Annotated in this window: 23 protein-coding genes and 1 other RNA gene; 16 read left to right on the top strand and 8 right to left on the bottom strand. The window is 28.7% G+C overall.

The annotated features are described in order from the left end of the window. The 5 genes from OD91_RS11115 (at nt 1) to OD91_RS11100 (ending at nt 6,241) form a co-directional block, all read left to right on the top strand. On the top strand, nt 1-1,500 hold the full coding sequence (locus OD91_RS11115) for a TrkH family potassium uptake protein (RefSeq protein ID WP_144896457.1): 1,500 nt from the start codon (nt 1-3) through the stop codon (nt 1,498-1,500). Between the two features lie 69 nt (nt 1,501-1,569). Next, complete coding sequence (locus OD91_RS11110) at nt 1,570-3,828, top strand: T9SS type A sorting domain-containing protein (protein WP_144896456.1); 2,259 nt, start codon at nt 1,570-1,572, stop codon at nt 3,826-3,828. A 14-nt stretch (nt 3,829-3,842) separates the two neighbouring features. Beyond that, on the top strand, nt 3,843-4,007 hold the full coding sequence (locus OD91_RS13550; RefSeq protein ID WP_186434444.1) for a hypothetical protein: 165 nt from the start codon (nt 3,843-3,845) through the stop codon (nt 4,005-4,007). Nucleotides 4,008-4,086: 79 nt separating this feature from the next. Then, nucleotides 4,087-5,211 carry a hypothetical protein gene (locus tag OD91_RS11105; protein WP_144896455.1) on the top strand — a complete coding sequence of 375 codons (1,125 nt, stop codon included), beginning with the start codon at nt 4,087-4,089 and terminating at the stop codon, nt 5,209-5,211. Next, nucleotides 5,201-6,241 (top strand): nucleotidyltransferase family protein, encoded by a 1,041-nt coding sequence (locus OD91_RS11100; RefSeq protein WP_144896454.1) that lies wholly within the window; start codon nt 5,201-5,203, stop codon nt 6,239-6,241. Before OD91_RS11105 ends, OD91_RS11100 begins: the two co-directional genes overlap by 11 nt. On the opposite strand, the gene murC is transcribed toward OD91_RS11100, so the two are convergent. From murC to OD91_RS11090, 3 genes are all read right to left on the bottom strand, one after another. Continuing rightward, nucleotides 6,233-7,585 (bottom strand): UDP-N-acetylmuramate--L-alanine ligase, encoded by a 1,353-nt coding sequence (gene murC, locus OD91_RS11095; protein WP_144896453.1) that lies wholly within the window; start codon nt 7,583-7,585, stop codon nt 6,233-6,235. The two genes, OD91_RS11100 and murC, sit on opposite strands and share 9 nt — an antisense overlap. Before the next feature lie 113 nt (nt 7,586-7,698). After that, on the bottom strand, nt 7,699-7,866 hold the full coding sequence (locus tag OD91_RS13545; protein ID WP_186434443.1) for a hypothetical protein: 168 nt from the start codon (nt 7,864-7,866) through the stop codon (nt 7,699-7,701). 26 nt (nt 7,867-7,892) lie between these two features. Next, entirely contained in the window at nt 7,893-10,508 is a 2,616-nt protein-coding gene (locus OD91_RS11090) for a BspA family leucine-rich repeat surface protein (RefSeq protein WP_144896452.1), read from the bottom strand. 140 nt (nt 10,509-10,648) lie between these two features. On the opposite strand from OD91_RS11090, the gene OD91_RS11085 reads away from it, so the two are divergent. After that, nucleotides 10,649-12,481, top strand: coding sequence for a tetratricopeptide repeat-containing sensor histidine kinase (locus tag OD91_RS11085; RefSeq protein ID WP_144896451.1), 1,833 nt, complete (start codon nt 10,649-10,651; stop codon nt 12,479-12,481). Between the two features lie 5 nt (nt 12,482-12,486). Beyond that, nucleotides 12,487-13,155, top strand: a complete 669-nt coding sequence (locus OD91_RS11080; protein ID WP_144896450.1) for a response regulator transcription factor — start codon at nt 12,487-12,489, stop codon at nt 13,153-13,155. A gap of 1 nt (nt 13,156) precedes the next feature. On the opposite strand, the gene OD91_RS11075 is transcribed toward OD91_RS11080, so the two are convergent. Both OD91_RS11075 and OD91_RS11070 read right to left on the bottom strand, forming a co-directional pair. Continuing rightward, complete coding sequence (locus tag OD91_RS11075; protein ID WP_144896449.1) at nt 13,157-13,513, bottom strand: TfoX/Sxy family protein; 357 nt, start codon at nt 13,511-13,513, stop codon at nt 13,157-13,159. A 1-nt stretch (nt 13,514) separates the two neighbouring features. After that, on the bottom strand, nt 13,515-14,483 hold the full coding sequence (locus tag OD91_RS11070; protein WP_144896448.1) for a M20/M25/M40 family metallo-hydrolase: 969 nt from the start codon (nt 14,481-14,483) through the stop codon (nt 13,515-13,517). Between the two features lie 69 nt (nt 14,484-14,552). Between OD91_RS11070 and kdsA the strand changes: the two genes are divergently transcribed. Next, nucleotides 14,553-15,371, top strand: a complete 819-nt coding sequence (kdsA, locus tag OD91_RS11065; protein ID WP_144896447.1) for a 3-deoxy-8-phosphooctulonate synthase — start codon at nt 14,553-14,555, stop codon at nt 15,369-15,371. A 38-nt stretch (nt 15,372-15,409) separates the two neighbouring features. Then, on the top strand, nt 15,410-16,369 hold the full coding sequence (locus tag OD91_RS11060) for a transglutaminase domain-containing protein (RefSeq protein ID WP_144896446.1): 960 nt from the start codon (nt 15,410-15,412) through the stop codon (nt 16,367-16,369). On the opposite strand, the gene OD91_RS11055 is transcribed toward OD91_RS11060, so the two are convergent. Next, nucleotides 16,370-16,738, bottom strand: coding sequence for a DUF1801 domain-containing protein (locus tag OD91_RS11055; protein ID WP_144896445.1), 369 nt, complete (start codon nt 16,736-16,738; stop codon nt 16,370-16,372). Between the two features lie 27 nt (nt 16,739-16,765). Here OD91_RS11055 and OD91_RS11050 point away from each other — a divergent pair, with 27 nt between their 5' ends. The 4 genes from OD91_RS11050 (at nt 16,766) to OD91_RS11035 (ending at nt 19,250) form a co-directional block, all read left to right on the top strand. Further along, complete coding sequence (locus OD91_RS11050) at nt 16,766-17,344, top strand: hypothetical protein (protein WP_144896444.1); 579 nt, start codon at nt 16,766-16,768, stop codon at nt 17,342-17,344. Nucleotides 17,345-17,413: 69 nt separating this feature from the next. Beyond that, nucleotides 17,414-18,001: a hypothetical protein gene (locus OD91_RS11045; protein ID WP_144896443.1), complete on the top strand. Its 588-nt coding sequence runs from the start codon at nt 17,414-17,416 to the stop codon at nt 17,999-18,001. 6 nt (nt 18,002-18,007) lie between these two features. Further along, a complete protein-coding gene (locus OD91_RS11040; protein ID WP_144896442.1) occupies nt 18,008-18,304 on the top strand; it encodes a transcriptional regulator in 297 nt (98 codons plus the stop codon). A gap of 133 nt (nt 18,305-18,437) precedes the next feature. Beyond that, a complete protein-coding gene (locus OD91_RS11035; protein ID WP_144896441.1) occupies nt 18,438-19,250 on the top strand; it encodes a hypothetical protein in 813 nt (270 codons plus the stop codon). 49 nt (nt 19,251-19,299) lie between these two features. Here OD91_RS11035 and OD91_RS11030 read toward each other — a convergent pair whose 3' ends face one another. Both OD91_RS11030 and OD91_RS11025 read right to left on the bottom strand, forming a co-directional pair. After that, nucleotides 19,300-19,521 carry a DUF3820 family protein gene (locus tag OD91_RS11030; protein ID WP_144896440.1) on the bottom strand — a complete coding sequence of 74 codons (222 nt, stop codon included), beginning with the start codon at nt 19,519-19,521 and terminating at the stop codon, nt 19,300-19,302. A gap of 39 nt (nt 19,522-19,560) precedes the next feature. Next, the gene (locus OD91_RS11025; protein WP_144896439.1) at nt 19,561-20,766 is read right to left on the bottom strand and encodes an NAD(P)-dependent oxidoreductase; all 1,206 of its coding nucleotides are present in this window, start codon (nt 20,764-20,766) and stop codon (nt 19,561-19,563) included. 118 nt (nt 20,767-20,884) lie between these two features. Between OD91_RS11025 and ssrA the strand changes: the two genes are divergently transcribed. The 3 genes from ssrA to OD91_RS11010 all read left to right on the top strand — a co-directional run bounded on the left by ssrA (nt 20,885) and on the right by OD91_RS11010 (nt 22,655). After that, nucleotides 20,885-21,278: a transfer-messenger RNA gene (ssrA, locus tag OD91_RS11020) on the top strand. 146 nt (nt 21,279-21,424) lie between these two features. Next, entirely contained in the window at nt 21,425-22,270 is an 846-nt protein-coding gene (locus OD91_RS11015; protein WP_144896438.1) for a hypothetical protein, read from the top strand. 94 nt (nt 22,271-22,364) lie between these two features. Beyond that, nucleotides 22,365-22,655, top strand: a complete 291-nt coding sequence (locus OD91_RS11010; protein WP_144896437.1) for a helix-turn-helix domain-containing protein — start codon at nt 22,365-22,367, stop codon at nt 22,653-22,655. Nucleotides 22,656-22,734: the final 79 nt, after the last annotated feature.

Raw genomic sequence — 22,734 nt, 5'->3', positions numbered from 1 at the left:
ATGAACAATCTTAACCTAAAGATTATTTATAGATTTCTTGGCTTAACTGCAGTATTGAATGGTATTTTTATGTTCATTGCTGTTCCATTTAGCTTGTTTAATGATGAAGAAGCTGTTTGGGGAATTTTAAACGCAGGAATCATTACTATTTTTATTGGACTTCTCCTCTATTTTTTTAACAAACCAACAAATACAAACATTCAGAAAAAAGAAGGATACTTAATTGTAACACTTGGGTGGCTTACACTTTCTTTCACAGGAATGTTACCATATTTACTTTCTGGTTCAATACCGAATTTTACGAATGCTTTTTTTGAAACAATCTCTGGATATTCAACAACTGGATCATCAATTTTAACAGATATTGAAGCCATGCCAAAAGGAATTTTATTTTGGCGTAGCGCAACTCATTGGATAGGTGGTATGGGAATTATTGTATTAACCATTGCTATCTTACCTTTATTGGGTATTGGAGGAATGCAATTATTTATGGCCGAAGCACCTGGTCCCTCAGCAGACAAATTACATCCTAGAATTACAGACACTGCTAAAAGACTATGGTTAATTTATGTGACATTAACGTTTGCAGAATTTTTCTTACTTAAACTTGCTGGTATGACTTGGTTTGATGCTATAAATCATGCAATGGCAACAGTTAGTACCGGTGGATTTTCAACCAAAAACTCAAGTTTAGCATTTTATAACGGACTTCCTTTTGTACAATATATTGTCATCTTTTTTATGCTGGTAGCAGGGACAAACTTTGTACTTACCTACTTTGCTTTAAAAGGAAAAGTAAAAAAGATGATAGAAAGCGAAGAATTTAGATATTACCTATTTGGTATACTTGGTATCAGTGCGATTATTGCTGTAATTATATTCTTTTTTCAAGATCCAAATTTACAATCAACTATTGGGCATCCGATGGTTTTTGGTAAAACAGAAAGCGCCATACGTCATGCATTATTTCAAGTTACATCGATAATAACTACTACTGGTTTTGTAAGTGCTGACTTTACAATGTGGAGTTTCTTTGCAACAGGAATTTTCTTTGCATTGTTTTTTGTTGGAGGATCTGCAGGTTCTACGAGTGGAGGAATTAAAATTGTTCGACATATTGTAATGTTAAAAAACAGTTTTCTAGAGTTTAAAAAAGCATTACATCCCAATGCAATTATACCTGTTAGATATGATACTAAAGCTGTAGGGCAGAATATTGTTTTTAACATATTATCCTTCTTTATTATTTACATGCTCATATTTATAATCTCGTCTGTAATACTAACGTTTTTAGGATTAGACTTTATGTCTGCCTTGGGTGCAGCAGCATCTTCTTTAGGAAATATTGGACCTGCAATTGGCTCGGTAAGTCCTGTAGATAATTTCAATCATTTAACATCTGGAGCAAAATGGTTTTGTTCTTTTTTAATGTTAATTGGTCGTTTAGAATTATTTACCGTTTTAATACTTTTTACACCTTTTTTCTGGAGAAAAAACTAACTATAATCTCTTGAATTTTAATTAATTATATTTTCACTATATTTATAGTAAAAGAAAAAGCTATTTACTATGAAAAAGAATCACATTTTGCTGATAGTGGCAATCCTATGCCATTATTTTACACAATCACAAACAAGAGGAAGTATTGCATTCACAGCCATCAATGTAGATGGAGATGATGATTTTGCAATTGTTACACTTGCAGATATTGCCCCCAACACTACAATTTATTTTACAGATTACGAATGGGACGAAGCTGCCCTACCAAATCCTAAATTTACAGAAACTGGTTCTGATGGATTTTTAAGTTGGAATTCTGGAACATCAATAATTAAAGCTGGTGCTATTATCACTTTTAATGATATTGATAATAGTAGTAATACACATTATGGATCTTCAATTGGAACATTAACGAGCCTTGAAAACATTAATTTGCTAGCATCAGGTGAAACGCTGTTTGCTTATATTGGAACTGATAAAGACAACCCTACATTATTCTTAACAGGAATTAAAAATGGAGCAGTTACAACTGACTTAACTGGTACAGGTTTAGGAGGAACTGACTTAGCAATTGGTAACGATTTTTTAGAGTTTAATCCAGTAACAAGTCCAGACGGAGGCTTTTTTAGCGGATCTAGATCAAATCAAGTAAATCCATATTCAAATTATTTATCAATACTAGTTGATAAAAATAATTGGACACATAATACAGGTTTAGGTGAAGATACATTACCTATTTCCAGAGAAGCATTTACCACATCTGCAACTACTTGGGATGGATCAACTAGTTCGGTTTGGAATTTAGCAGATAATTGGAGTAATGGAATTCCAACTTCTTCATCTTTAGTTACTATTCCTGATGTAACAACTTCACCAATAATTAATTCAGGCACAACTGCAAACGCAGGAAATTTAACTATTGAATCTGGTGAATTACTTACCATTAACACTACTAATTCTTTATCTATAAATGGTAAATTAGCTATTATAGGAAATCTATCAATAAAAAGTGGTGGGTCTTTAATTATTCATGGTACTTCTACTGGAGAAGTTACTTATAATGTGAGTGTAAATGACACAAATTGGCATTTAGTTTCTTCACCAGTTACAGGAGAACAATATGATGATTCTTGGGTTTCTACAAATTCAATTAATACTACAGGCACTAATAATAACAATGCAATAGGTATTTATGATAATACAACAGACGCAAATGGCAACTGGAATTATTTTCAAACTGGTGGAATTGCTACAACCTTTAATCAAGGGCAAGGATATTCTTTAAAGAGAACAGGAATTGGAGAGTATAGTTTTACTGGGACTATACCTACCACTAATATCAAAAAAGTAATCACAACAGCACAAGAAGGATTATCAGGAGAAAATAAGTGGAATTTAGTTGGAAATCCTTTTCCAGCCTATTTAAATATTGAAACTTTCTTATCTGAAAACGCAACACCATTAAATAATTCACACGAAGCCGTATATGTTTGGGACGGAATGAAGTACCAAGCTCTTACATCTGGTTATATCCATACAGGGCAAGGTTTTTTTGTAAACTCAAATGCTGTATCTACCAATGTAGCATTTAATAAAACTCAACTTAGTCATCAAACTGGTATTACTTTTTACAGAAATAACACAGAAAAAATTATTTTATCGATGACAGATGGTAGCAAAATATGTACCACAGAAATTAAGTATGACAAAAACACAACAACAGGTTTAGATCCAAGGTTTGACATTGGTACTTTCACGGGAGAAAAAACGATCTTTAATTTGTATACACGTTTGGTTGATAACAGTAATGACATCAATTTTATGCAACAAACATTACCTAAAAACTATGAGAACCAAATTATTCCAATTGGAATTAATGCTGATAAAGGAAAACAACTTACTTTTTCTGCAAATATTGCTAACGTACCAAACAGTATCAATGTTTATTTAGAAGATAAAGTTGAAAATATATTTACTAATTTAAATAATGTAAACACTACGTATCAAACAAATATTTCTGAAAAGATAAATGGTATTGGTCGCTTTTATTTACATACAACTTCACAGATTTTAGACATAAGTAATTATGATGAAAGAAATGTAAATATCTTCATCAGTAAAACCAAGAACATCACAATTGCTGGTTTAAAAAGAGGCAATGCGACTATTAAGTTATATAACCTTTTAGGTAAATTAGTATTCCAGAGTGACTTTAAAGCTAACGATATAAATAACTTTAAATTACCTGGCTTAAAAACTGCAATTTATCTAGCATATTTAATTACTGAGAATGGAAAATTAACCACAAAAGTTATTATTAAAAATTAATACATCCAGTAATTATGAATAAGCAAAAGAATGTTAAAAACATCTCTCGAAAAGATGCTATAAAAAATATAGGTAATTTCAGTAAATACGCAGCACTAAATGCATTAGGAACATATATGGTTTTAAATCCACAAAAAGCACAAGCAGTTTCACCAGAAGCTCCAGGTACAGGATTTTAAATATCAAACATTATTTATATATAAAAAAGCCTCGTTTATTCGAGGCTTTTTTACATTTTTATAGTAGTTTTATATTTTAATGAGTACAAACAATATATTACATAAGACAGTAGAAGATAAAACACTTGTTTGGTTAGAAAAACACAACAAATATGTAGTTTTAGAAAATACAACAGCAGATATTTTAAAAAGACTTTCTAAAGGTATTTCTGTAATAGAAATAGCAAAAGTATTAGCAAAAAAAATAAGAGTACCTATTGATAAAACAATAGACTTTATTATTGAGTTAGAAGAGAATTTTTTAAAGGACCCAAAAACTGAAGTTGTAAATGATCATAGAGACATTAAACTTCCTAAAGAGTTTAAACACAACAAATACTACCAAGTAAATAACAAAATTTTCAATGTTGAATATGAGTCGGATTTCGAATTGTATTTAATCCACCCTAAATTTGCACACTTAGAAGTTTCCATTCAAAATTCTGATAATCTTTATCAGTTATACACCGAAGAACATTATACTTTTTTGTTAAAAAATAATACTTATATAAATTCTTGGCATCGTAAAGATATTCATTTTTTTCAAGGGAAATTTTCTATGGAATTGGTGCAATTAATGCACAATAAATCAGAAAAAGAATGGCTAGGTGTTTTTCATGCATCTGCAATAAGTAACGGAAAAGAATCTATGCTTTTTTTAGGGGATTCTGGCAATGGAAAAAGTACTTCTTTGGCATTATTACAAGCAAACGGATATACTTGTTTAGCAGACGATTTTGTACCTATTGATGCAAAAAAACAGTATGTATATAGTTTTCCTTCTGCTATTTCAATAAAAAGAAATAGCTTAGAAACATTACTTCCATTTTACCCAGAACTTGAAACTACTGCAGAATATAATTTTAAGAGACTTAATAAAATTGTACGATATTTAATTCCAAATAATAAAGACAATACAAGTCATTTACCTTGCAAAGCACTTGTTTTTATTAAATATGAAAAAGGTAGTGATTTAATCGTTGATAAAATATCTAATATTGACGGTTTTCAACAGTTAGTACCAGATTCTTGGTTATCGCCGATTAAGGAAAATGCAGTGATATTTTTAGAATGGTTTACAAAACTACCTTGCTATCAAATTACCTATTCAGACAATGCAAAAATGATTGAAACAGTTTCTAAAATATTTAATAATGAATTATAAAGAAGCGTTATTTTTTGTTGGAAAATGTTTAACCGTAACACATGAAGAGCATAATAGAATTCTTATTGAAAAAGATTTAAAAGCTGAAAAAGTTGATTGGGATAATGTTGTAAAACTAAGTACAGAACATTATGTTTTCCCTGCATTATATTGTAATTTAAAACGTGCTGATTTCCTACATTATTTACCAAATGATTTGGTTGATTACATGAAACATATTACAGATTTAAACAGAGAAAGAAATCAACAAATAATTAAGCAAGCTAAAGAAATAAACCAATTATTATTAAAAAATAATATCTCACCAATATTCTTAAAAGGAACAGGGAATTTACTTGAAGGATTATATGAAGATATTGCAGAAAGAATGATTGGTGATATTGATCTAGTTTTCAAAAAAGAAGAAGCAAGTAAAGCTTATAAAATATTAAAACAAAACAATTACAAAAAGATTGAATCCACATCTATTATGCCTCCAAATCACAGGCATTATCCAAGATTAGTTAATGAAGATTATATTGCTGCAGTAGAAATACATAAAGAAATATTACGAGACAATTATGCGAAAATTTTTAATTATAAATCTATAGAGTTTAATTTAAAACATAAAAATGAGTTCTGTTTGCTTGGCCTAAAACATCAATTAATGTTAACAATTTTGAGTAAACAAATAAATGATTATGGATACTTATTAAAGCAAGTATTTATGAGAAATTTTTATGATGCTTTTCTATTCTCAAAAAAAATAGATACAATAAACTCAATTAGGGAATTTTCGTTTTTCTTTTCAAAAGCAAATTCATTTTTAGCACTTTCTTCATCAGTTTTAAACCACCCAAATTCAATTAAGTTTGAAAAAAATCAAGTAACTAAAAATTACACATTAAAAAGTTTAAGTAATTTAAATAAAAAGAAAAGACTAATAAAATTATCTATTTTCTTAAGAATAAGAATCCCAATATTATTCAAAGGTCTTTATAACAAGAAGTATAGAAAATTTATTTTATCAAGAATAAAAAAATTAAATTAAATTCTTAACTTCATCAAAGTTTAAACCTCCATAATTACCAGAACTCATTAAAATAACTGCAGATTTATCTAAATTTTGACAAAATAAAAACTCTTTAAATTCTTGTGGATTTGTATAAATAATTAAATCCCCTCTCTCAAAGGAATTTGCAATTTGTTTCTCTGTTACTTCTTCTAATTGCTTAATTTTTACTGCTTGAGGAGAATAAAAAACGATTGCCTTATCTGCTTTATCTAAAGCTCCTTTATATTCAGCTAAAAATTCTGCATTCAAACTAGAATAGGTATGTAATTCTAAACAAGCTAAAACTGTTCTTTCAGAATATTGTGCTTTTACAGCTTTTGTTGTTGCAGCTACTTTAGAAGGCGAATGTGCAAAATCTTTAAAAATAACCGTCGATTTATTTTCTGCAATCTTTTCTAAACGTTTACTAGCTCCTTTAAAAGTTGCAATCGCTTCATAGAAATCGTCTTCATCAACTTGCATATGTTGGCAAATCCATTTTGCACCAGCAAGATTTTGAAGATTATGTTTTCCGAAAATTTCTAATGGTAAATTTCCTTCAGCAGTTTTTAAATAGGTTATTCCGTTTTCTATAAAATGTTCTGGGGTTTGATATTGATACTTTTTTATGTGATTATCCGAATTTTCCACAACATCTTTTACATGCTCATCTTCAATATTATATACCATACTCCCTCCATTAATCATGGAATCAGTAAAAATTGAAAATTGCTTTTTATAGTTTTCAAAAGTTGGAAATACATTAATATGATCCCAAGCAATTCCGCTTAACAAAGCAATATTGGGTTTGTATAAATGAAATTTCGGACGCATATCAATTGGTGAACTTAAATATTCATCACCTTCTAAAACAATAAAATCATTTTCTTTGGTTAAATGCACCATCGTTTCAAAACCTTCTAACTGCGCGCCAACCATATAATCTACTTTTTTATCATGATAATTTAATACATGTAAAATCATAGAAGTAATGGTTGTTTTTCCATGAGAACCACCAATAACAACACGTGTTTTATCTTTAGATTGCTCAAATAAAAACTCTGGATACGAATAAATTTTTAGTCCTAATTCTTGTGCTTTTAACAATTCTGGATTGTCTATTTTAGCATGCATTCCAAGAATAATAACATCTAATTTTGATGAGATTTTTTCTGGAAACCAGCCAAATTCTTCTGGTAACAAACCATATTTTACTAATCTAGATTTTGAAGGGTCGTGAATTGTGTCATCACTTCCAGAAACTTGATATCCTTTTTGGTGTAAAGCAATTGCTAAATTGTGCATAGCACTACCTCCTATAGCAATAAAATGTATATTCATATAATAAGAATTATGAAAAGTAAAAATACAAAAGCTTTCTAAAAAAAAAGATCAAAAAATCCTCTAAAATTAATTTAGAGGATTTTCATTTTTAATCACTAAAAATGAGAAAATTAAAAACCCGAACCCGGTGCTTCTGGACTTGCAGCTTGAGCTTTTTGAGGATTTAAAATCATATAAGTTCCAAGTGCAGTTAAAGCTGCATACTTACCGTAAGTACCAATCTTCTTAAGAGCTTCATTACGTGTAATATCTTCTGTGTTTTTTATATTTTTTTTCATGATGTCTTTCTTTAAAAAATTAGGAATTATTGTTTAATAATTTTTTTGTTCAACTTGCCTTTTTCTGTATCTAATTGAACAACATAAACTCCGTTGGCTAACTTTGCCAAAGAAATATTTTTAACTCCATTAGTTCTAAAAGAACTACTCATCATCTGTTTTCCATGAATGGAAAACAATTTTAAACTAGTTTTCCCCAGTGGTAAGCCAACAATTCTTAAATTATTTTTGCTAGATCTGTAGATATTAATATTGTTTAATAAAATAGAGTCATCAATATTTAATCTACTTTCTGAAGTAGTATAAAGATAAAATCTACCAATGCCTTTTAGCGAATTACTTACTATAATTTTATAACTAGAATTTACTTTATCTAAACGAGTTATTGTATTCGTTAATCTATCTTCTAAAAAAACTTTAATATCTGTAGGTAAGTTTAATGCTTCTGTAGTAAAAGTTATTTCTTTTCCAGTTTCAGCATTTACTCCAATAGGAATAATCATGTTTTCATAATTGTCTTTTGGTAAAGATTGTCTCATAAAATCAACTCCTTCGCTATTATTTACTAAATGCGAATACACACTAAAACTTGTTGAAGTTCCAGTAAATGTTCCTGCATCAAAACCTTTATCTAAACTTGTTGTAGCATTATTTTCATATCTAATTTCTGTAGATTTAGAAAGACTACCATCATTAATAAATAGCTTTATTGATGGAATACTTGTTCTATAAAAAGTAATTCCTGTTTGATGACTTTGTAAGCTCTCTGCAATGGTAAAATTATTAGCATTAGAATTATCTGCATTTACAAAAAACCCTTGTCCTGGACGTATATAATCTGTGCCTGCTAATGCTTTATAACCACCAGCACCTGCATTTTCTGTATTATCCCAAACATACACAAACTCATGTGTATCTGTTAAATTTGCAGCATTTGCAGTTATTAATTCACTTGCTCTTATATATGATGGAAACATATTCCCTAATAAATTCCATCTATTTTCACTTCCTCCACCTTCATCAGAAATAGTTATGTTTTTAGATAAACCAGAATCTTGAATTGGGCCTGTAAAATTAACATTTCCTGCTCCTGTTCTTTTTAAAGAATACCCTATTCCTGGAAGAAAATTTTCCGCTGCTGCACCTGTTTGATAATAAGACCAATCTCCATCTGCATCAGTAGTATTATCATAAGCACCAACGCCTCTGTTATCTCCTTGTCCAGAAGCAATAGAATTATTTGCTACCCAAGTATCATCATAGTGTTCAACTTCAACTGGAGAAGATATTAAATGCCATTTGTCATCAGGAATATTAATCGTATATGTTAAATCTCCTGAAGATAAACCGTACACAATTAACGAACCTCCATTTTCTACGGTTAATAATCCTGCGCCATCTACAGTTATATCGTTTGTTACTGCACCAGTAGTAGCACTAATAATTGGATCGTTAGTTACATTTGGTATTGTTACGTTATGATGATCTAGAGGAACAATACCAATATCCCAATTTGTTGCTGTACTCCAATCTGTATTTGTTGTTCCTGTCCATTCATTAGCTACAGTTACTCTTCCTCCATCTGTAAAAGTCCAATTATCAGAAGCAATCATATTTGCTCTTGCATTTACGGCTGCATTTGACTGATATTTTGAATTTCCTCCATGAAAAGTTACATTACTTTGTAAACTTAATGCGTCCCAACCTACTAAAAGAGCATCGTAATTTGTTGTTGATAATGTTACATTGGTAAACATATTACTCATATCTGTAACTGCGGCAACATTCCAACCACTTAAATCTTGATCAAAAGAAGTTGCTGAGAAAAACATTATACTCATATCAGTAACTTTTACCACATTCCAACCACTTATATCTTGATTGAAAGCAGTAGCTCTAAACATACTATACATATTAGTAACTTTTTCAACATTCCAACTACTAATATTTTGATTAAATGCAGATGCCCCATCAAACATATTGCTCATATTAGTAACTTTAGAAACAACCCAACTACCAATATTTTGATTAAAGGAAGACGCATTGTAAAACATAAAATTCATACCACTAACATTAGAGACATTCCAATTACTAATGTCCTTATTAAAGGAAGAAGCACCTTGAAAAAGAGCAAACATACTTGTAATAGAACTAACATTCCACGAATTCCAATTTGTTGCAGATCCTGTACCTAAATTAGAACAATTATAAAAAGTTCTCATCATTAATGTTACTCCTGATAAATCTGGAACATCTGTTGCATTATTAACTAAATTAGTACAACCGTAAAAAGCATTTAACATACTTGTCCACGCTATAGAAGAACCCCATTCTTCTACAGAACGTATTTTTAATTTATCGCCAGTATTATTAAAAAATATTCTAGGAAAAGTTCCTGAAATTGTAACGGTGTAATCTCCAGCATTTACATAGGTATGCATTGCATTACCAGTTTGTGCTGCATCAGAATCTCCATCGCCCCAATTTACTGTATAATTGTAGCCACTACCAGTTGTTGGAATTGTAATAGATTCGTTCGGTGCTGTTGTGCGCCAAACTGTTCTAAAGTTTTGTGCTGTTATATTGGTTATAAGCAACATAGAAATCACAAACAGTACTTTTTTGTATATGTTTTTTTTCATGTTTTAACTATTTTTTTGATTAGTTATCACAAATCTAGATGCTATTATTAAAATGGAACATAGCAACATTCGTATGTTTTTGTTTTTTTGTAGATTGTATCTTTGAAAAATCATTTTATTATCTTGTATAAAAATTTAACATGAAAAAACTAACTACTCTCATTTTCATTTCATTTGCATTTGTTGTTTCTTCTCAAGAAAGTATCCACAAAAAAGATTCTACAGAAATTGAAGAATTCATTAAAAAATCTGTTGATTATAGAAGGAAATTTAAACTAGATTCTAGTATTATTTTTTCTACTAGAGCTATTGAATTAGCTAGAGAAAAAAAACAAACTGAATTATTAGGGAGGGCTTTAATGCGTGAAGGAATTACCTATTATGAAAAAACGAACTACGATACTGCTCTAGAAAAATATAATGAAGCAATTGTTTGTTTTGAAAAAGTAAAAGACACTTCTAGTATCGCTTCTACATATGCTAACTTAGGCTCATTACATTCGCAACAAAATAAGCTAAAAGAAGCAATGACTTATTTTTTTAAGGCCATTGATTTATATAAAAAATTAGACTCACCAAAAAGAGAAATTATTTCACTTTTTAATATCTCCTTAATTTCTTTTAGACAGAAGTTATATGATCAAAGTGCAGAATATTGTTATGAAATTCAAAAAATTATTAAAGAAAATAATTTTGGAACTTACTTGAATACCAATATAGAAAATCAGCTAGGAAATATTTTTTATACTGATGGTAATTTAGAAAAAGCTACCTATCATTTTGAAAGAACATTACAGTTTTCTAAAGAGAAAAAAGATATTAGACGTCAAGTACTTTCTTTAGTTAATTTAGGTGCAATTTACTTAGATACAAACCAGTTAAATAAAGCTGAAAAATCATATAAAGAAGCTTTAGATATTATGAATTCTATTGAAGCTACCTTAGCAGAAAAAGCTGTGGTTTATATTGGTTTGGGTGATACCTATTACAAAAAGAAACAATATAACAAAGCCATTTCATTTACCAATAAAGGTTTAGAACAAGCAAAAAGTCAAAAACAAACTGAGTTTGAAAGAGATGCCAATAAAGTGTTAGCAAAAATATATGCAGCAACAAAGAGCTATAAAAATGCATATAATCACGTTTCTGATTTCAAAATATTAGCAGATAGTTTATCCAATAATTCTACAACAGCACTTGTAAAAGACATTGAAACTAAATATCAAACACAACAAAAAGAAAATAAAATATTAAAACTAGAAAATGAAAGTCAACTACAAGAAATTAAACTTCAAAAATCAAGTTTTAATACTAAACTTAGTTTTGCTGGTTTACTTTTGGTTTTAATTTCTGGATTATTTTGGATACATAGAAGAAAGAAGCAACAACAATTAGATTTATTACAAACTTCTATAAAAAGTACCGAAGAAGAAAAAAGAAGAATTGGTAGAGAATTACATGATGGTATTGCAAGTAATTTAATAAAATTATCACATAAAACAGAGGTTAATAACGTAGCTTTATCTCATGAATTACTAGATTCTTATAATGAGATTAGAGGTTTGTCACATCAGCTAAATAATACTTCTATAGAAGGAGAACTTTTTATAAATAGGTTATTAGATGTTTTTCCAGAAGATACAGATAGTCAAAAATTTGATCAACAAGTATCTCCTATAAGTCTAAGTTTAATAGAGCCTTACAGTACACATTCGTTTAGAATAATTCAAGAACTTATTGCTAATAATATAAAATATGCAGATGCTAACCACACAAATGTTAGTATAAAATTAGATAACAACTTGCTATCTATAGTTTACAAAGATGATGGTAAAGGGGTTAAAAAAATAAAAAAAGGTAATGGTTTAAAGAATATTGAAGATAGAATTACATTAATGAATGGAAGTTTTAATATTGAAACTGAAGAAAATGATGGTTTTAAAATAATAATAAGCATCCCTTATAATTCTTAAAACGTATGAATATTTTAATTATAGATGACCATGCTATTATAGAAGAAGGTTTAAAACAACGAATTCTAAAAGTTTTACCCGATGCTAAATTTTATTTTACTGACAATATTAGAAACTCAATTTCTATTGTAAACTCTATAGAAATACAATTAATTTTTTGCGATTTAGAATTCAATAATAGTGATATTACTGATGGTTTTGATATTTGCGAAAGAATTTTAAAAATGAAACCAAAAATGAAATTAATTGCTCACACAAATTATAATTCTTATAGAGTTATGAAAAAAGTGCAAAATAGTGGTTTCATGAGTTTTCTATATAAAGGAAGTAATTTTCAAGATTTTTTTGACACTATACACAATGTAATAAACATAGGCAAATACGAATCTGCTTCTATCAAAAATTTACTTAAAAAAAGGAATTCAGTGTTACTTAATCTTTTTAATGATTCTTTATATGGAATTTCAAACTTAAGTAAACGTGAATTAGAATTAACAATTTTATTAAAAGATACTACAGACAGAAAGGAACTTGCTAAAATAATGGGTAATACACCTTCAACAATAGATTCTTATTTACAACACATCATTACAAAACTTAACCTAAAAAACAGGAATGACGTAGCTCTTTTTAGTTTAGAATTTCAAAATGAATTATTAAAGTATCAGAATTAAACTAGCTTTTTATAGGTTTCTTTTTTTTACTCATTTTTGCTAGTGGATTAAAATCCAATGCCAATTGCAACCATTCATGTAAATTAGTATCTAAATCAATCGCTTCATCTGATAGAAAAACAAAACCTTTCATTGGTCTTCCAGTAAAATTCATTTCATTACACCCATTTTTCAATAAAGATTCTTGATAAATATCAGGATTAATTCGTGCCATTATTTCATCACGATTAACACCCACACACATTTTATCATCAACCATAAAACAAACACCTCCAAACATTTTCTTTTCAAAATAGTTGATGTTTTTCTCTTTAAAATATTGTGCTATTCTATCGGCTAAAAATTGATTATAAGGCATTTTATTTTTCTTCTAAAACAACTCTACTTGGTGTATCTTTACCAGTAATGATACTTTCTGTTCCTTTTGCAACAGCTTTAATCGTTTCAGAAATTACTGTCATATTTAACGTTTCCGCTTCATCTGTTACTTTATGATAATCTTTATCTATATCAATTGCAGTTGTAGAAAAAGTATGTGAAGGAATTCCTAAACGTGCTAAAGAAGCATTATCTGATCTAAAAAATAAATTGAAATTTGTATACGGATCTGGATATAATTTATATCCCGAACCTTCTAAATTCTTTTGTACAATGGTACCAAAATCCGATCGTTCAAAACCAGTTAACCAGGCAGTATTAGGTCCAAAACTTGGAGATTTACCAATCATTTCTAAATTGATTCCTGCTACAAATTTAGAAGCATCTATTCCTTTTCCGAAATACTTAGAACCAATTAAACCCATTTCTTCAGCAGTAAAAGCAACAAACAATATTGTTCTTTCATTATTTCCTTTATTTTTAAAATATTCTGCTAAGGTTAAAACTCCTGTAACTCCAGAAGCATCATCATTAGCACCATTAAAAATAAGATCTCCTTCTCCATCTTTTTTCATCCCTAAATGGTCATAATGAGCAGAGATAACAACAAATTCATCCTTCTTACTTTTCCCTTCTAAAACACCAATTACATTAAACATTTTCAGTTCTTTTGTAACAAAATTTTGTCTATAAGAAGATAATGTATCATAGGTTTTTAAACCAATTCTTTTAAACTCATTCTCTATATACTGTGCCGCTTTTTCTATACCTTCTGTTCCTGCTCTTCTACCCTGCATTTCATCTGAAGCCAAAGTATATAGGTGTTTTTTTACAGTTACAGAATCAATAACAAATACTTTTTTAGAATTTGATTTTTGTACAACTTTATTTTTTTCTTTACATGAAATAATTAAAATTGTTATCATTAATAAGAATGTAATTTTCTTCATTTTAAAATCGATTTTATTCGATAAATATAGCCAATTTTATTTCGTAGTTTTGTCAAAAAAATATTCAAAATGAATTTATCTGTAATTCCAAATATAAAACACACCGATGCTAATAACTTTTTTTTATTAGCGGGTCCTTGTGCAATAGAAAGTGAAGACATGGCTTTACGGATTGCAGAAAAAGTAGTTTCAATTACAGATAAATTAGAGATTCCTTATGTATTTAAAGGAAGTTTTAAAAAAGCAAACAGGAGTAGAATTGATAGTTTTACAGGTATTGGTGATGAAAAAGCTTTAAAGATTTTACGTAAAGTATCGGAAACTTTTAAAGTTCCAACAGTTACAGATATTCATGAAGTTTCTGATGCAGAAAAAGCTGCTGAATATGTAGATATTTTACAAATTCCTGCTTTTTTGGTACGTCAAACCGATTTGGTTGTTGCTGCTGCAAAAACTGGAAAAGTTGTGAATCTTAAAAAAGGACAATTTATGAGTCCTGCTGCAATGAAACACGCTGTTCAAAAAGTAAAAGATTCTGGTAGTGAAAAAGTTTGGATTACCGACAGAGGAACCATGTTTGGGTATCAAGATATGATTGTTGACTTTAGAGGAATTCCAGAAATGAGAGCCTTCGCTCCTACTGTTTTAGATGTAACTCATTCTTTGCAACAACCCAACCAAACTATTGGTGTTACTGGTGGAAGACCCGATATGATTGAGACTATTGCTCGTGCCGGTGTTGTAAATAATGTTGATGGATTGTTTATAGAAACTCATTTTGATCCTGCAAATGCTAAATCTGACGGAGCAAATATGTTACATTTAGACAACTTAGAAAACTTACTTTCTAATTTAGTTTCCATTAGAAAAACGATCAATAATTTATAGGCACAATTTTTGTTTGATTTAGTTGTTTAAATAAAACTATGAAACAACTTTTCTTTTTTCTTTTATTAGTTTTCTCTTACTCTTCAGGTGCGCAAAATTTTGCTAAGGTTGAAAATTCAGTTAATAATTATCCTCGATTTTCATCAGCAAAAAACTTAGCAAATCAAATTCAAAAAGATTTTAATTCTGATGAAAACAAAGCGTATGCGGCTTTTTATTGGTTAGCAAAAAACATTCGTTATAATCTAAAAGAGTTTTACAATCCGAAACCGAGAAGCTTTAATTTTAGTTATTCAAGTGAAGAAGAAAAAGAACAAAAGCTACAAAACCTAAAAGATGAACTTGTTAGTAAAGCCTTTAGGAATAAAACTGGTGTTTGTGAAGAATATGCACAAGCTTTTAAAAAAGTTGGAGATTTATTAGGGCTAGAAACTGAAGTAATTACTGGAAATGTTCGGATTTCTGGTGAAGAAATTGGTGTAATTCCTCAAAACTCCAATCACGCTTGGAACGCTGTGAAATTAAATAATAAATGGATTATTTTAGATGCGACTTGGGCAGCAGGTTATGAAAATAATGGAAAGTGGATTCGTGATTTTAATTCCTATTTTTGGAATATTCCTGCTGATAATATCTTTAAAACACATTTGCCTGAAGATTCTCTTTGGATTTTACGTTTCGGCAGAATATCTAAAGAAGAATTCTATAATCAACCGATTTATAATCAAAAATTTTTGAATTATGATTTAACACTTGTTTCACCTTTAAAAGGAATAATCGACATCAGTAAAAATGATACAATTCAATTAAAAATAAAAAACCTACATAATAAAAAAGTGATTTATCTTTATGAAGGGCAACAATATGCTAAAAAACCTAGTATAACTTTAAAAGGTGATATTTCAATTTTAACTTTTAAAAACCCACAAAGAAATAGTTTATTGTATGTTTTTATCGAAAATGAATTGGCATTAGAATATAAGGTTATTATTAATTAATTATTTACCAAAAAAACCTTTAGTTGTTTGATTAAAAGCTTCTTCTAACACAGAGGACAAAACTTGCGCATCAATTTCTTCTAAATTTTTATAACGTAAAGACTTTACAACTTTCCTATTCTCAGTAATCACATGTTCATCATATAAATCAAAAGCTTTATTTGAATAGAATGCAACATCTACATAACCTTTCTTTTTAGACGGATTTAAATAGCACAAGGGTTTGTCATTCAAATAATAAAAAGGAATTTTCCATTTAAATTTTAAATCAACTTCTTTAAATTGAGTTTCAATCAGAATTTGAAGATGTAGTAACATTGATTTAAATGGTTCTGGCTGATTTAGAATAAAGTCTTCTGCAGGGTTCATTTTTTGTATATTAGCAGTTGAAAAAAGATGATGGGTAAAGCTAAGAATTTATTAGAAAACAATAATGTAAACTTTTCTTTAAGAGGAATTACAAGTATTTTAATTGGAATTTATATTCTTTTAGCAGCCTATGCTATTAAATATTTTGGCGATGGTTTTTTAAATGATGAAAACCCTGTTGCCTTTATGTCTATTGAAATACTTGAAATTTTAGGAGTTGTTCTTCTTATTTTTGTTTTTATTTTTTCAACCTTAGCACTCTTTTTTTCAGGTAGAAGAAATGCCAGAAAGGAAGGATATTTTTTATGGAATAAAAAAACTAAAGTTCAAAGAAATACGTATTTACTTCTTTCTTTTATTTTCATTATTGTTTTTTCATTTATAAATAACATTTCAGATTCTAATTTTATTACTCCTTTTTTCTTAATTTTTTATGCCGTTTTTACAACTGTATTAAATACCTCTAAAAATAAAAACATCTATCTAATTGCTTTACTATGTTTACTTTTAGCTATTATTGTTTTTCTCATTCCAACCTACTGGTATTCTTCTCTTTTAATCCTTGGCGTTGCTCATATTGTTAACGGAATAATATCACGCACTTAAAAATTTAATGGAATTTCTCTTTGTCATAATATTTATATTCACTTACTTTGTATTTCAAAGTACTTTAAAATGAATAAAGAAAATTACTTAAAAGACATTGCAGAAATTAAAAACTTAATGACTAAATCATCTAGGTTTATTTCATTGAGTGGTTTATCTGGAGTTTTCGCAGGTATATATGCAATCCTTGGTGCTGTATACTATTATTTTAATGATATTAACACTGGAAGCTATTCAGCAATAAATGCAATAATTGTTATATTGATTGTAGGTTTCTTAAGTAGTGTTACTACGATAATAATGACGTCAAGAAGAGCTAAAATTACAGATGAAAAAATATGGAGTTCTACCACAAAACAACTAGTCTCAGCATTTATAACTACATTATGTATTGGATTAGTTTTTATCAGTATACTGCTCCTAAAAAACCAATATAAAGAAGCAATTCCATTACTTCCTTTATTTTATGGATTATCACTTTTACATGCTGCAAAACACACTAATAATATTGTAAAACCATTAGGAATACTACAAATAGTTATTGGTTTATTATGTGCTCTTATTCCAAAATTTAGTTTTTGGTTTTTAGTGATAGGTTTTGGTATTATCCATATAATTTATGGAGCTGTTATTTATTTTAAATATGACAAAAAATAAGGAACCCTGAAAAGTATCATTCTAAATATAAACAAAGCTTTTGATCATAGAATCAGGCTAGGAATTATGTCGGTTTTAACTGTAAATGAGTATGCGGATTTTAAAAGACTTAAAGAGTTATTAGGTGTCACTGATGGAAACTTAGCAAGTCATTGTAAAGCTTTAGAAAAAGTAGCATATATAAGAATTGAAAAACAATTTATAGATAGAAAACCAAATACAAAATATTATGCAACTGAGGTTGGTAAACAAGAATTTAAAAAACATATTGAAGCTTTAGAAAAATTAATAAAAACAAGTTGATTTGAATTAGTAGTTAACTTTTAAAAAACATTATTTAAAGATTGATTTGCTATGGAAAAGAAAATCAACAATGGTTTAAGTGGATACTTTAGAAACTCTAAAGTATCTCACTTACACCTAAAAAAAATCGATTATGAAAAAATACAAAACATTATTTCTTATTTTATTTTTATGCTATTCAGCAATACAAGGTCAAGATATTATTACAAAAAAAGATGGTTCAGAAATTAAAGTAATCATCAAAAAAGTAACAAAAAATACCATTAAATATGTATTATTTGATGATCCAAATGGCGTTCTTTTTACAATTGATAAAGTGCTTTTAAGAGAAGTGAAATTTGCTTATGGGGAAAATTTAAATGTAAAAAATCCTGAAAAAGATAGCAACTATTTTTCTGAAGATAGAACTGGAAACATACTATTTAATTTTTCTGCCTTTGCAAATAACACACTTGGCTTGTCTTATGAAAAAAACATAAAATTAGGGCAATCTATTATGACAGAATTAAAAATTTATGGATTAGGTGTTACTCCAGAATTTGAATTAGAAAGAAGTGGTTTTGGGATAGATTTCTTTTATAAATTGAAAACAAAATCTTTATTTAATAAGGGTGAATATAGACCTAAACATATTTTACACGGTCCTTATTTTTCACCAGTTGTAGGTTTTAGTACTGGAAAACTTAAAATGGAAGAATACTATGGAACAGAAACAATTTCTCATACTGTAGTACATTTTGGTTTACAATATGGCAATCAATGGATTCTTGATAGAACGATATCTGTTGATGCATCATTTGGATTCCATTACTATTTTGGGAATTCAAATGATGATATTTTTGATGCAGCTTTACGATTAGGTAACATGATTGGAGGAGGAAATGTTTTAATTGGATTAAATTTAAGAATTGGTTTTTTAACAGGTAAGAGATTTACTGAGAAATAATTTATAAATAAAACATGCTTTATGTACTTGATATGTTTTGTTAGGGAAATTAAAACTTCCTCCTAATTTCTCTAACAATATCTTCAAGTCCATTTAACTTAAGTTCGTAAACTAACCCTAATTGTTGACCCAATTTACCTTTAGGAAACCCCTTATTATGATACCAAACCACATAATGCTCTGGTAAATCAATTAAAAAAGTGCCTTTATATTTACCAAAAGGCATTTTCATTTTAGCTAACTCTATTAAAAACTGTTGATTTTGTTCCATAAAATATCATGAACTAATTACCAAAAACGAATAACTAACTTACTCTTTTCCATCTACATACTCTTGTAAATAAGAAAAACGTTCAGTTAACTTTCCGTTTTGAGTCATTCTAGCTCTTTCTAAAACTCCATCTTTATCATTATTGTAAAAAGCAGGAATTACGTTTTTAAGAAACATTTCTCCAAAGCCCTCACTAGCATCTTTTGGTAGCTCGCAAGGTAAATTATCTACTGCCATTACAACAATAGCTCTTTCATCTTTAAAATCGACTTCAGATTCGGATTGAGGATTGTACCCATAAATTGGATCAGCTATTGTTGATGCTCTTAAAGTTGAAGCAACAGGACCATCTACATCACAAGAAACATCTGCAACTAATTTTATATTAAAATCTTTAGATTTTGCGTCTTCACGAGTAAATAAATAAGGAGCACCATTTCCATAGAAATGTCCGGCAATAAAATAATCTGTCACTTTTGCAAAACGCATAAAATCTGACACATAATTTTCTGGATTGTTGTATAAATCTCTATTATTTAAAACTTTACCATCTTTACGTTTATTATAATCTAAAACATCTGCCAAACAATATACGGGTTCAGTAAAAGTTGAACTCAAATAATCTTCTACAGAAACTTTTTTGATGTTCATTCCGTCCAACATTTCTTTTGCTCCATAGGCAACTTTCCCATTCCCTGTTAAAAGGATTTTAATATTCGGAATTTCAACCTTATTTAACTCCTCTATTAATTCTTGCTGACTTCCTAAATTTTCTGCTTTTGGTAAATTAAAAGTTTCATTTTTTAACCCTAAAGCTCTAAACCCATTATATGCACCGACGATTCCAGCATAACGACCAAAACCAATTAAACGTGCTCCGTTGGCTTTTATAATAGTTTCGTGATCTATTAACTCGATGTTTTTTTCTAAAATAGCATTTATTAATTTTCTATTATAGGGTTGTTTTTTAATAGTATGACTAAAGAAAAAGTATTTCTTATTTGGAATTAACGCCTCAATTGGTACTTCTTTTACACCAAACAGTATATCACAATCAGAAACATCTTCTGTCACCTCAAATCCTGCATTTGTATAAGCAGAATCAGGAAAAACTCTAATATCAGAGCTTTCTACTTTAATTATTGCCTCAGGAAATTCCTCTTGAAATTCTTGTAACTTTTCTGGAGAAAAGACCACTCTTCTATCTGGTGGATTTTTTCGTTCTTTTATAATGCCAAACTTCATAATCTTAAATGGTATAAATATTGGTCTAAGATATTAGATTTTATAATGATGAGCAAGGGTATTTTTTATACTTTTGCAATCCTTATTTCTATATATAGAAATATTTCTTTGACATTTTGGGGACGACTGGTTTTGACAGCAAGGTCAGTGAATTTGTAAGCATACCGAGTTATGAAATAACACTCGTAAAACTTAATTTCAACTTTTTAAACGGCGAAGATAACTACGCTTTAGCTGCATAATTCGAATTATAGTAGAATTAGCCTCGGCACACTAGGTGTGCAAGCTTTATGTCCACGAAAAGCCTTGGTTTACGGCGTTTCACTTTTGGGCATCGTAAAAGTAAACATAGAAAATTTAGCACTTCGATAAATTTTTGAAACTAAAGAAGATAGGCTTAAAGTAGATTGTTTTTGATCGGCTTTTTGATGAAAACTAAACAAAAACTAAGTATGTAGAAAGCTTGTTGGCTGCTTGTTTGGACCCGAGTTCGATTCTCGGCGTCTCCACAGATTACCCTTGTAAACTCAGTGTTTATAAGGGTTTTTATTTTGAGTTGATATTTTCGTTGGTAATTTAATTCTTCCTCACTCTTTTGTTGTTATCTTCAAATTTAGTATTTTTAGAATAATTAACAATAATAAACTATAATAAAATCATGATAAATGTTTTCTTTAAGTTTGCCTCTTATACCGGCACAGCAATATCTTTTTTACATCAATACCCAAAACATTTAAAAAATAAATTATATAAGAGCGAGAAGGCGGGGTTATTTATTATGAACGCTGGTACACTTCTTCTTTCTATTCAATATTTAAGATTAGGTTTTACTACTAAGAGTATTATTTTTAAGTACATTTTTATTACTTGTGCCTTTATATTTGTGTTTTTATTAATTTCTTTCTTATCAATGCTCTTATATAGGATAAAACCAAATAAAAACTACAAACCTAAAACATACATATCCGATGGAACTAAGTTAATCTCTAAGCTATCTCCTTTTCTTACTAAAGAAAACCGTAATAAACTTGACAAAAAATTTCAAGAGTTTTATAATACTGTTGAAACTTTATCGCTTTTTAATAAAAAAAACAAATGCTTTAATGTAAATGATTATTCCGATCTATATAGAACATCTGAAAAGGATGTTTATACAGATAAAAACAAATTAGAAGATTTTTTCGTTAAACCAATTGATGAAATTATTGATGGATTCAAAGAAATAGAATTTCTAAATAAGCAAGGAAAATTCATTTATAATAGAATAAGCTGTAATTATATACACCTTGCAATAGTAACCGCTAAGTTGGAAGTATCAAAATGTGTAATATTCGAGAGTGATGATTACAAAAATGTAAATCATCTTTATTATAAAAAATTTTTTACCCAAGGCTTTGAATACGATAATTCCACCTCACACAGAAGAAGAGTTTTTAATAATGATGAAGATTTAAATAATTATCAAGAATTTTATGATAGTCTTAGTTTTCTTGATAATTTATAAAAAAACTAAATAGCTACAAAAAGTTGAGACAGCTGTGCTAACTGTTTACATTTTTTATCAGTTTTGATGACAACATACATTAAAATTATAAATTATGAGAGCAATTCACAATCCTTATGAGTTCCTAATAAATGAAGTTTCAGAACTAAAAAAACTTCTTATTGAAATTAAAAACTCCCCAAAAGAAGACTACACAAATAAGTACTACACGTATCATCAAGTAGCTGAGCTATTACATGTAGATTATCAGAGCATTAGAAATTATGTAAACTCTGGATTCTTAAAAGCCGAAGAAGTCGGCCCACGTAAAAAGTTAATACACCACTTTCAAATTTTCAATGAAGATCAAACATTGAAAAATTTCAAATACAAAAGAAAAGCATAGAGGTACAAACCCTATGCTTTATATTTTTTCAAAAATACAATATTAACTACTGTATAGTACAAATATACGGTTTAAAATT

The sequence above is a fragment of the Lutibacter sp. Hel_I_33_5 genome (genome assembly GCF_007827455.1).
GTDB lineage: Bacteria > Bacteroidota > Bacteroidia > Flavobacteriales > Flavobacteriaceae > Polaribacter.
This window is presented reverse-complemented; position numbering and strand designations above follow the sequence as displayed.

What these genes read in the sequence shown, in the direction of transcription:
- murC (WP_144896453.1), bottom strand. Translation starts at nt 7,585, where the DNA reads ATGAATATACATTTTATTGCTATAGGAGGTAGTGCTATGCACAATTTA.
- OD91_RS11030 (WP_144896440.1), bottom strand. Translation starts at nt 19,521, where the DNA reads ATGGAACAAAATCAACAGTTTTTAATAGAGTTAGCTAAAATGAAAATG.
- OD91_RS11075 (WP_144896449.1), bottom strand. Translation starts at nt 13,513, where the DNA reads ATGCCTTATAATCAATTTTTAGCCGATAGAATAGCACAATATTTTAAA.
- OD91_RS11085 (WP_144896451.1), top strand. Translation starts at nt 10,649, where the DNA reads ATGAAAAAACTAACTACTCTCATTTTCATTTCATTTGCATTTGTTGTT.
- OD91_RS11090 (WP_144896452.1), bottom strand. Translation starts at nt 10,508, where the DNA reads ATGAAAAAAAACATATACAAAAAAGTACTGTTTGTGATTTCTATGTTG.
- OD91_RS13545 (WP_186434443.1), bottom strand. Translation starts at nt 7,866, where the DNA reads ATGAAAAAAAATATAAAAAACACAGAAGATATTACACGTAATGAAGCT.
- OD91_RS11045 (WP_144896443.1), top strand. Translation starts at nt 17,414, where the DNA reads ATGAATAAAGAAAATTACTTAAAAGACATTGCAGAAATTAAAAACTTA.
- OD91_RS11100 (WP_144896454.1), top strand. Translation starts at nt 5,201, where the DNA reads ATGAATTATAAAGAAGCGTTATTTTTTGTTGGAAAATGTTTAACCGTA.
- kdsA (WP_144896447.1), top strand. Translation starts at nt 14,553, where the DNA reads ATGAATTTATCTGTAATTCCAAATATAAAACACACCGATGCTAATAAC.
- OD91_RS11105 (WP_144896455.1), top strand. Translation starts at nt 4,087, where the DNA reads ATGAGTACAAACAATATATTACATAAGACAGTAGAAGATAAAACACTT.
- OD91_RS13550 (WP_186434444.1), top strand. Translation starts at nt 3,843, where the DNA reads ATGAATAAGCAAAAGAATGTTAAAAACATCTCTCGAAAAGATGCTATA.
- OD91_RS11115 (WP_144896457.1), top strand. Translation starts at nt 1, where the DNA reads ATGAACAATCTTAACCTAAAGATTATTTATAGATTTCTTGGCTTAACT.
- OD91_RS11015 (WP_144896438.1), top strand. Translation starts at nt 21,425, where the DNA reads ATGATAAATGTTTTCTTTAAGTTTGCCTCTTATACCGGCACAGCAATA.
- OD91_RS11035 (WP_144896441.1), top strand. Translation starts at nt 18,438, where the DNA reads ATGAAAAAATACAAAACATTATTTCTTATTTTATTTTTATGCTATTCA.
- OD91_RS11110 (WP_144896456.1), top strand. Translation starts at nt 1,570, where the DNA reads ATGAAAAAGAATCACATTTTGCTGATAGTGGCAATCCTATGCCATTAT.
- OD91_RS11080 (WP_144896450.1), top strand. Translation starts at nt 12,487, where the DNA reads ATGAATATTTTAATTATAGATGACCATGCTATTATAGAAGAAGGTTTA.
- OD91_RS11060 (WP_144896446.1), top strand. Translation starts at nt 15,410, where the DNA reads ATGAAACAACTTTTCTTTTTTCTTTTATTAGTTTTCTCTTACTCTTCA.
- OD91_RS11025 (WP_144896439.1), bottom strand. Translation starts at nt 20,766, where the DNA reads ATGAAGTTTGGCATTATAAAAGAACGAAAAAATCCACCAGATAGAAGA.
- OD91_RS11050 (WP_144896444.1), top strand. Translation starts at nt 16,766, where the DNA reads ATGATGGGTAAAGCTAAGAATTTATTAGAAAACAATAATGTAAACTTT.
- OD91_RS11055 (WP_144896445.1), bottom strand. Translation starts at nt 16,738, where the DNA reads ATGAACCCTGCAGAAGACTTTATTCTAAATCAGCCAGAACCATTTAAA.
- OD91_RS11010 (WP_144896437.1), top strand. Translation starts at nt 22,365, where the DNA reads ATGAGAGCAATTCACAATCCTTATGAGTTCCTAATAAATGAAGTTTCA.
- OD91_RS11070 (WP_144896448.1), bottom strand. Translation starts at nt 14,483, where the DNA reads ATGAAGAAAATTACATTCTTATTAATGATAACAATTTTAATTATTTCA.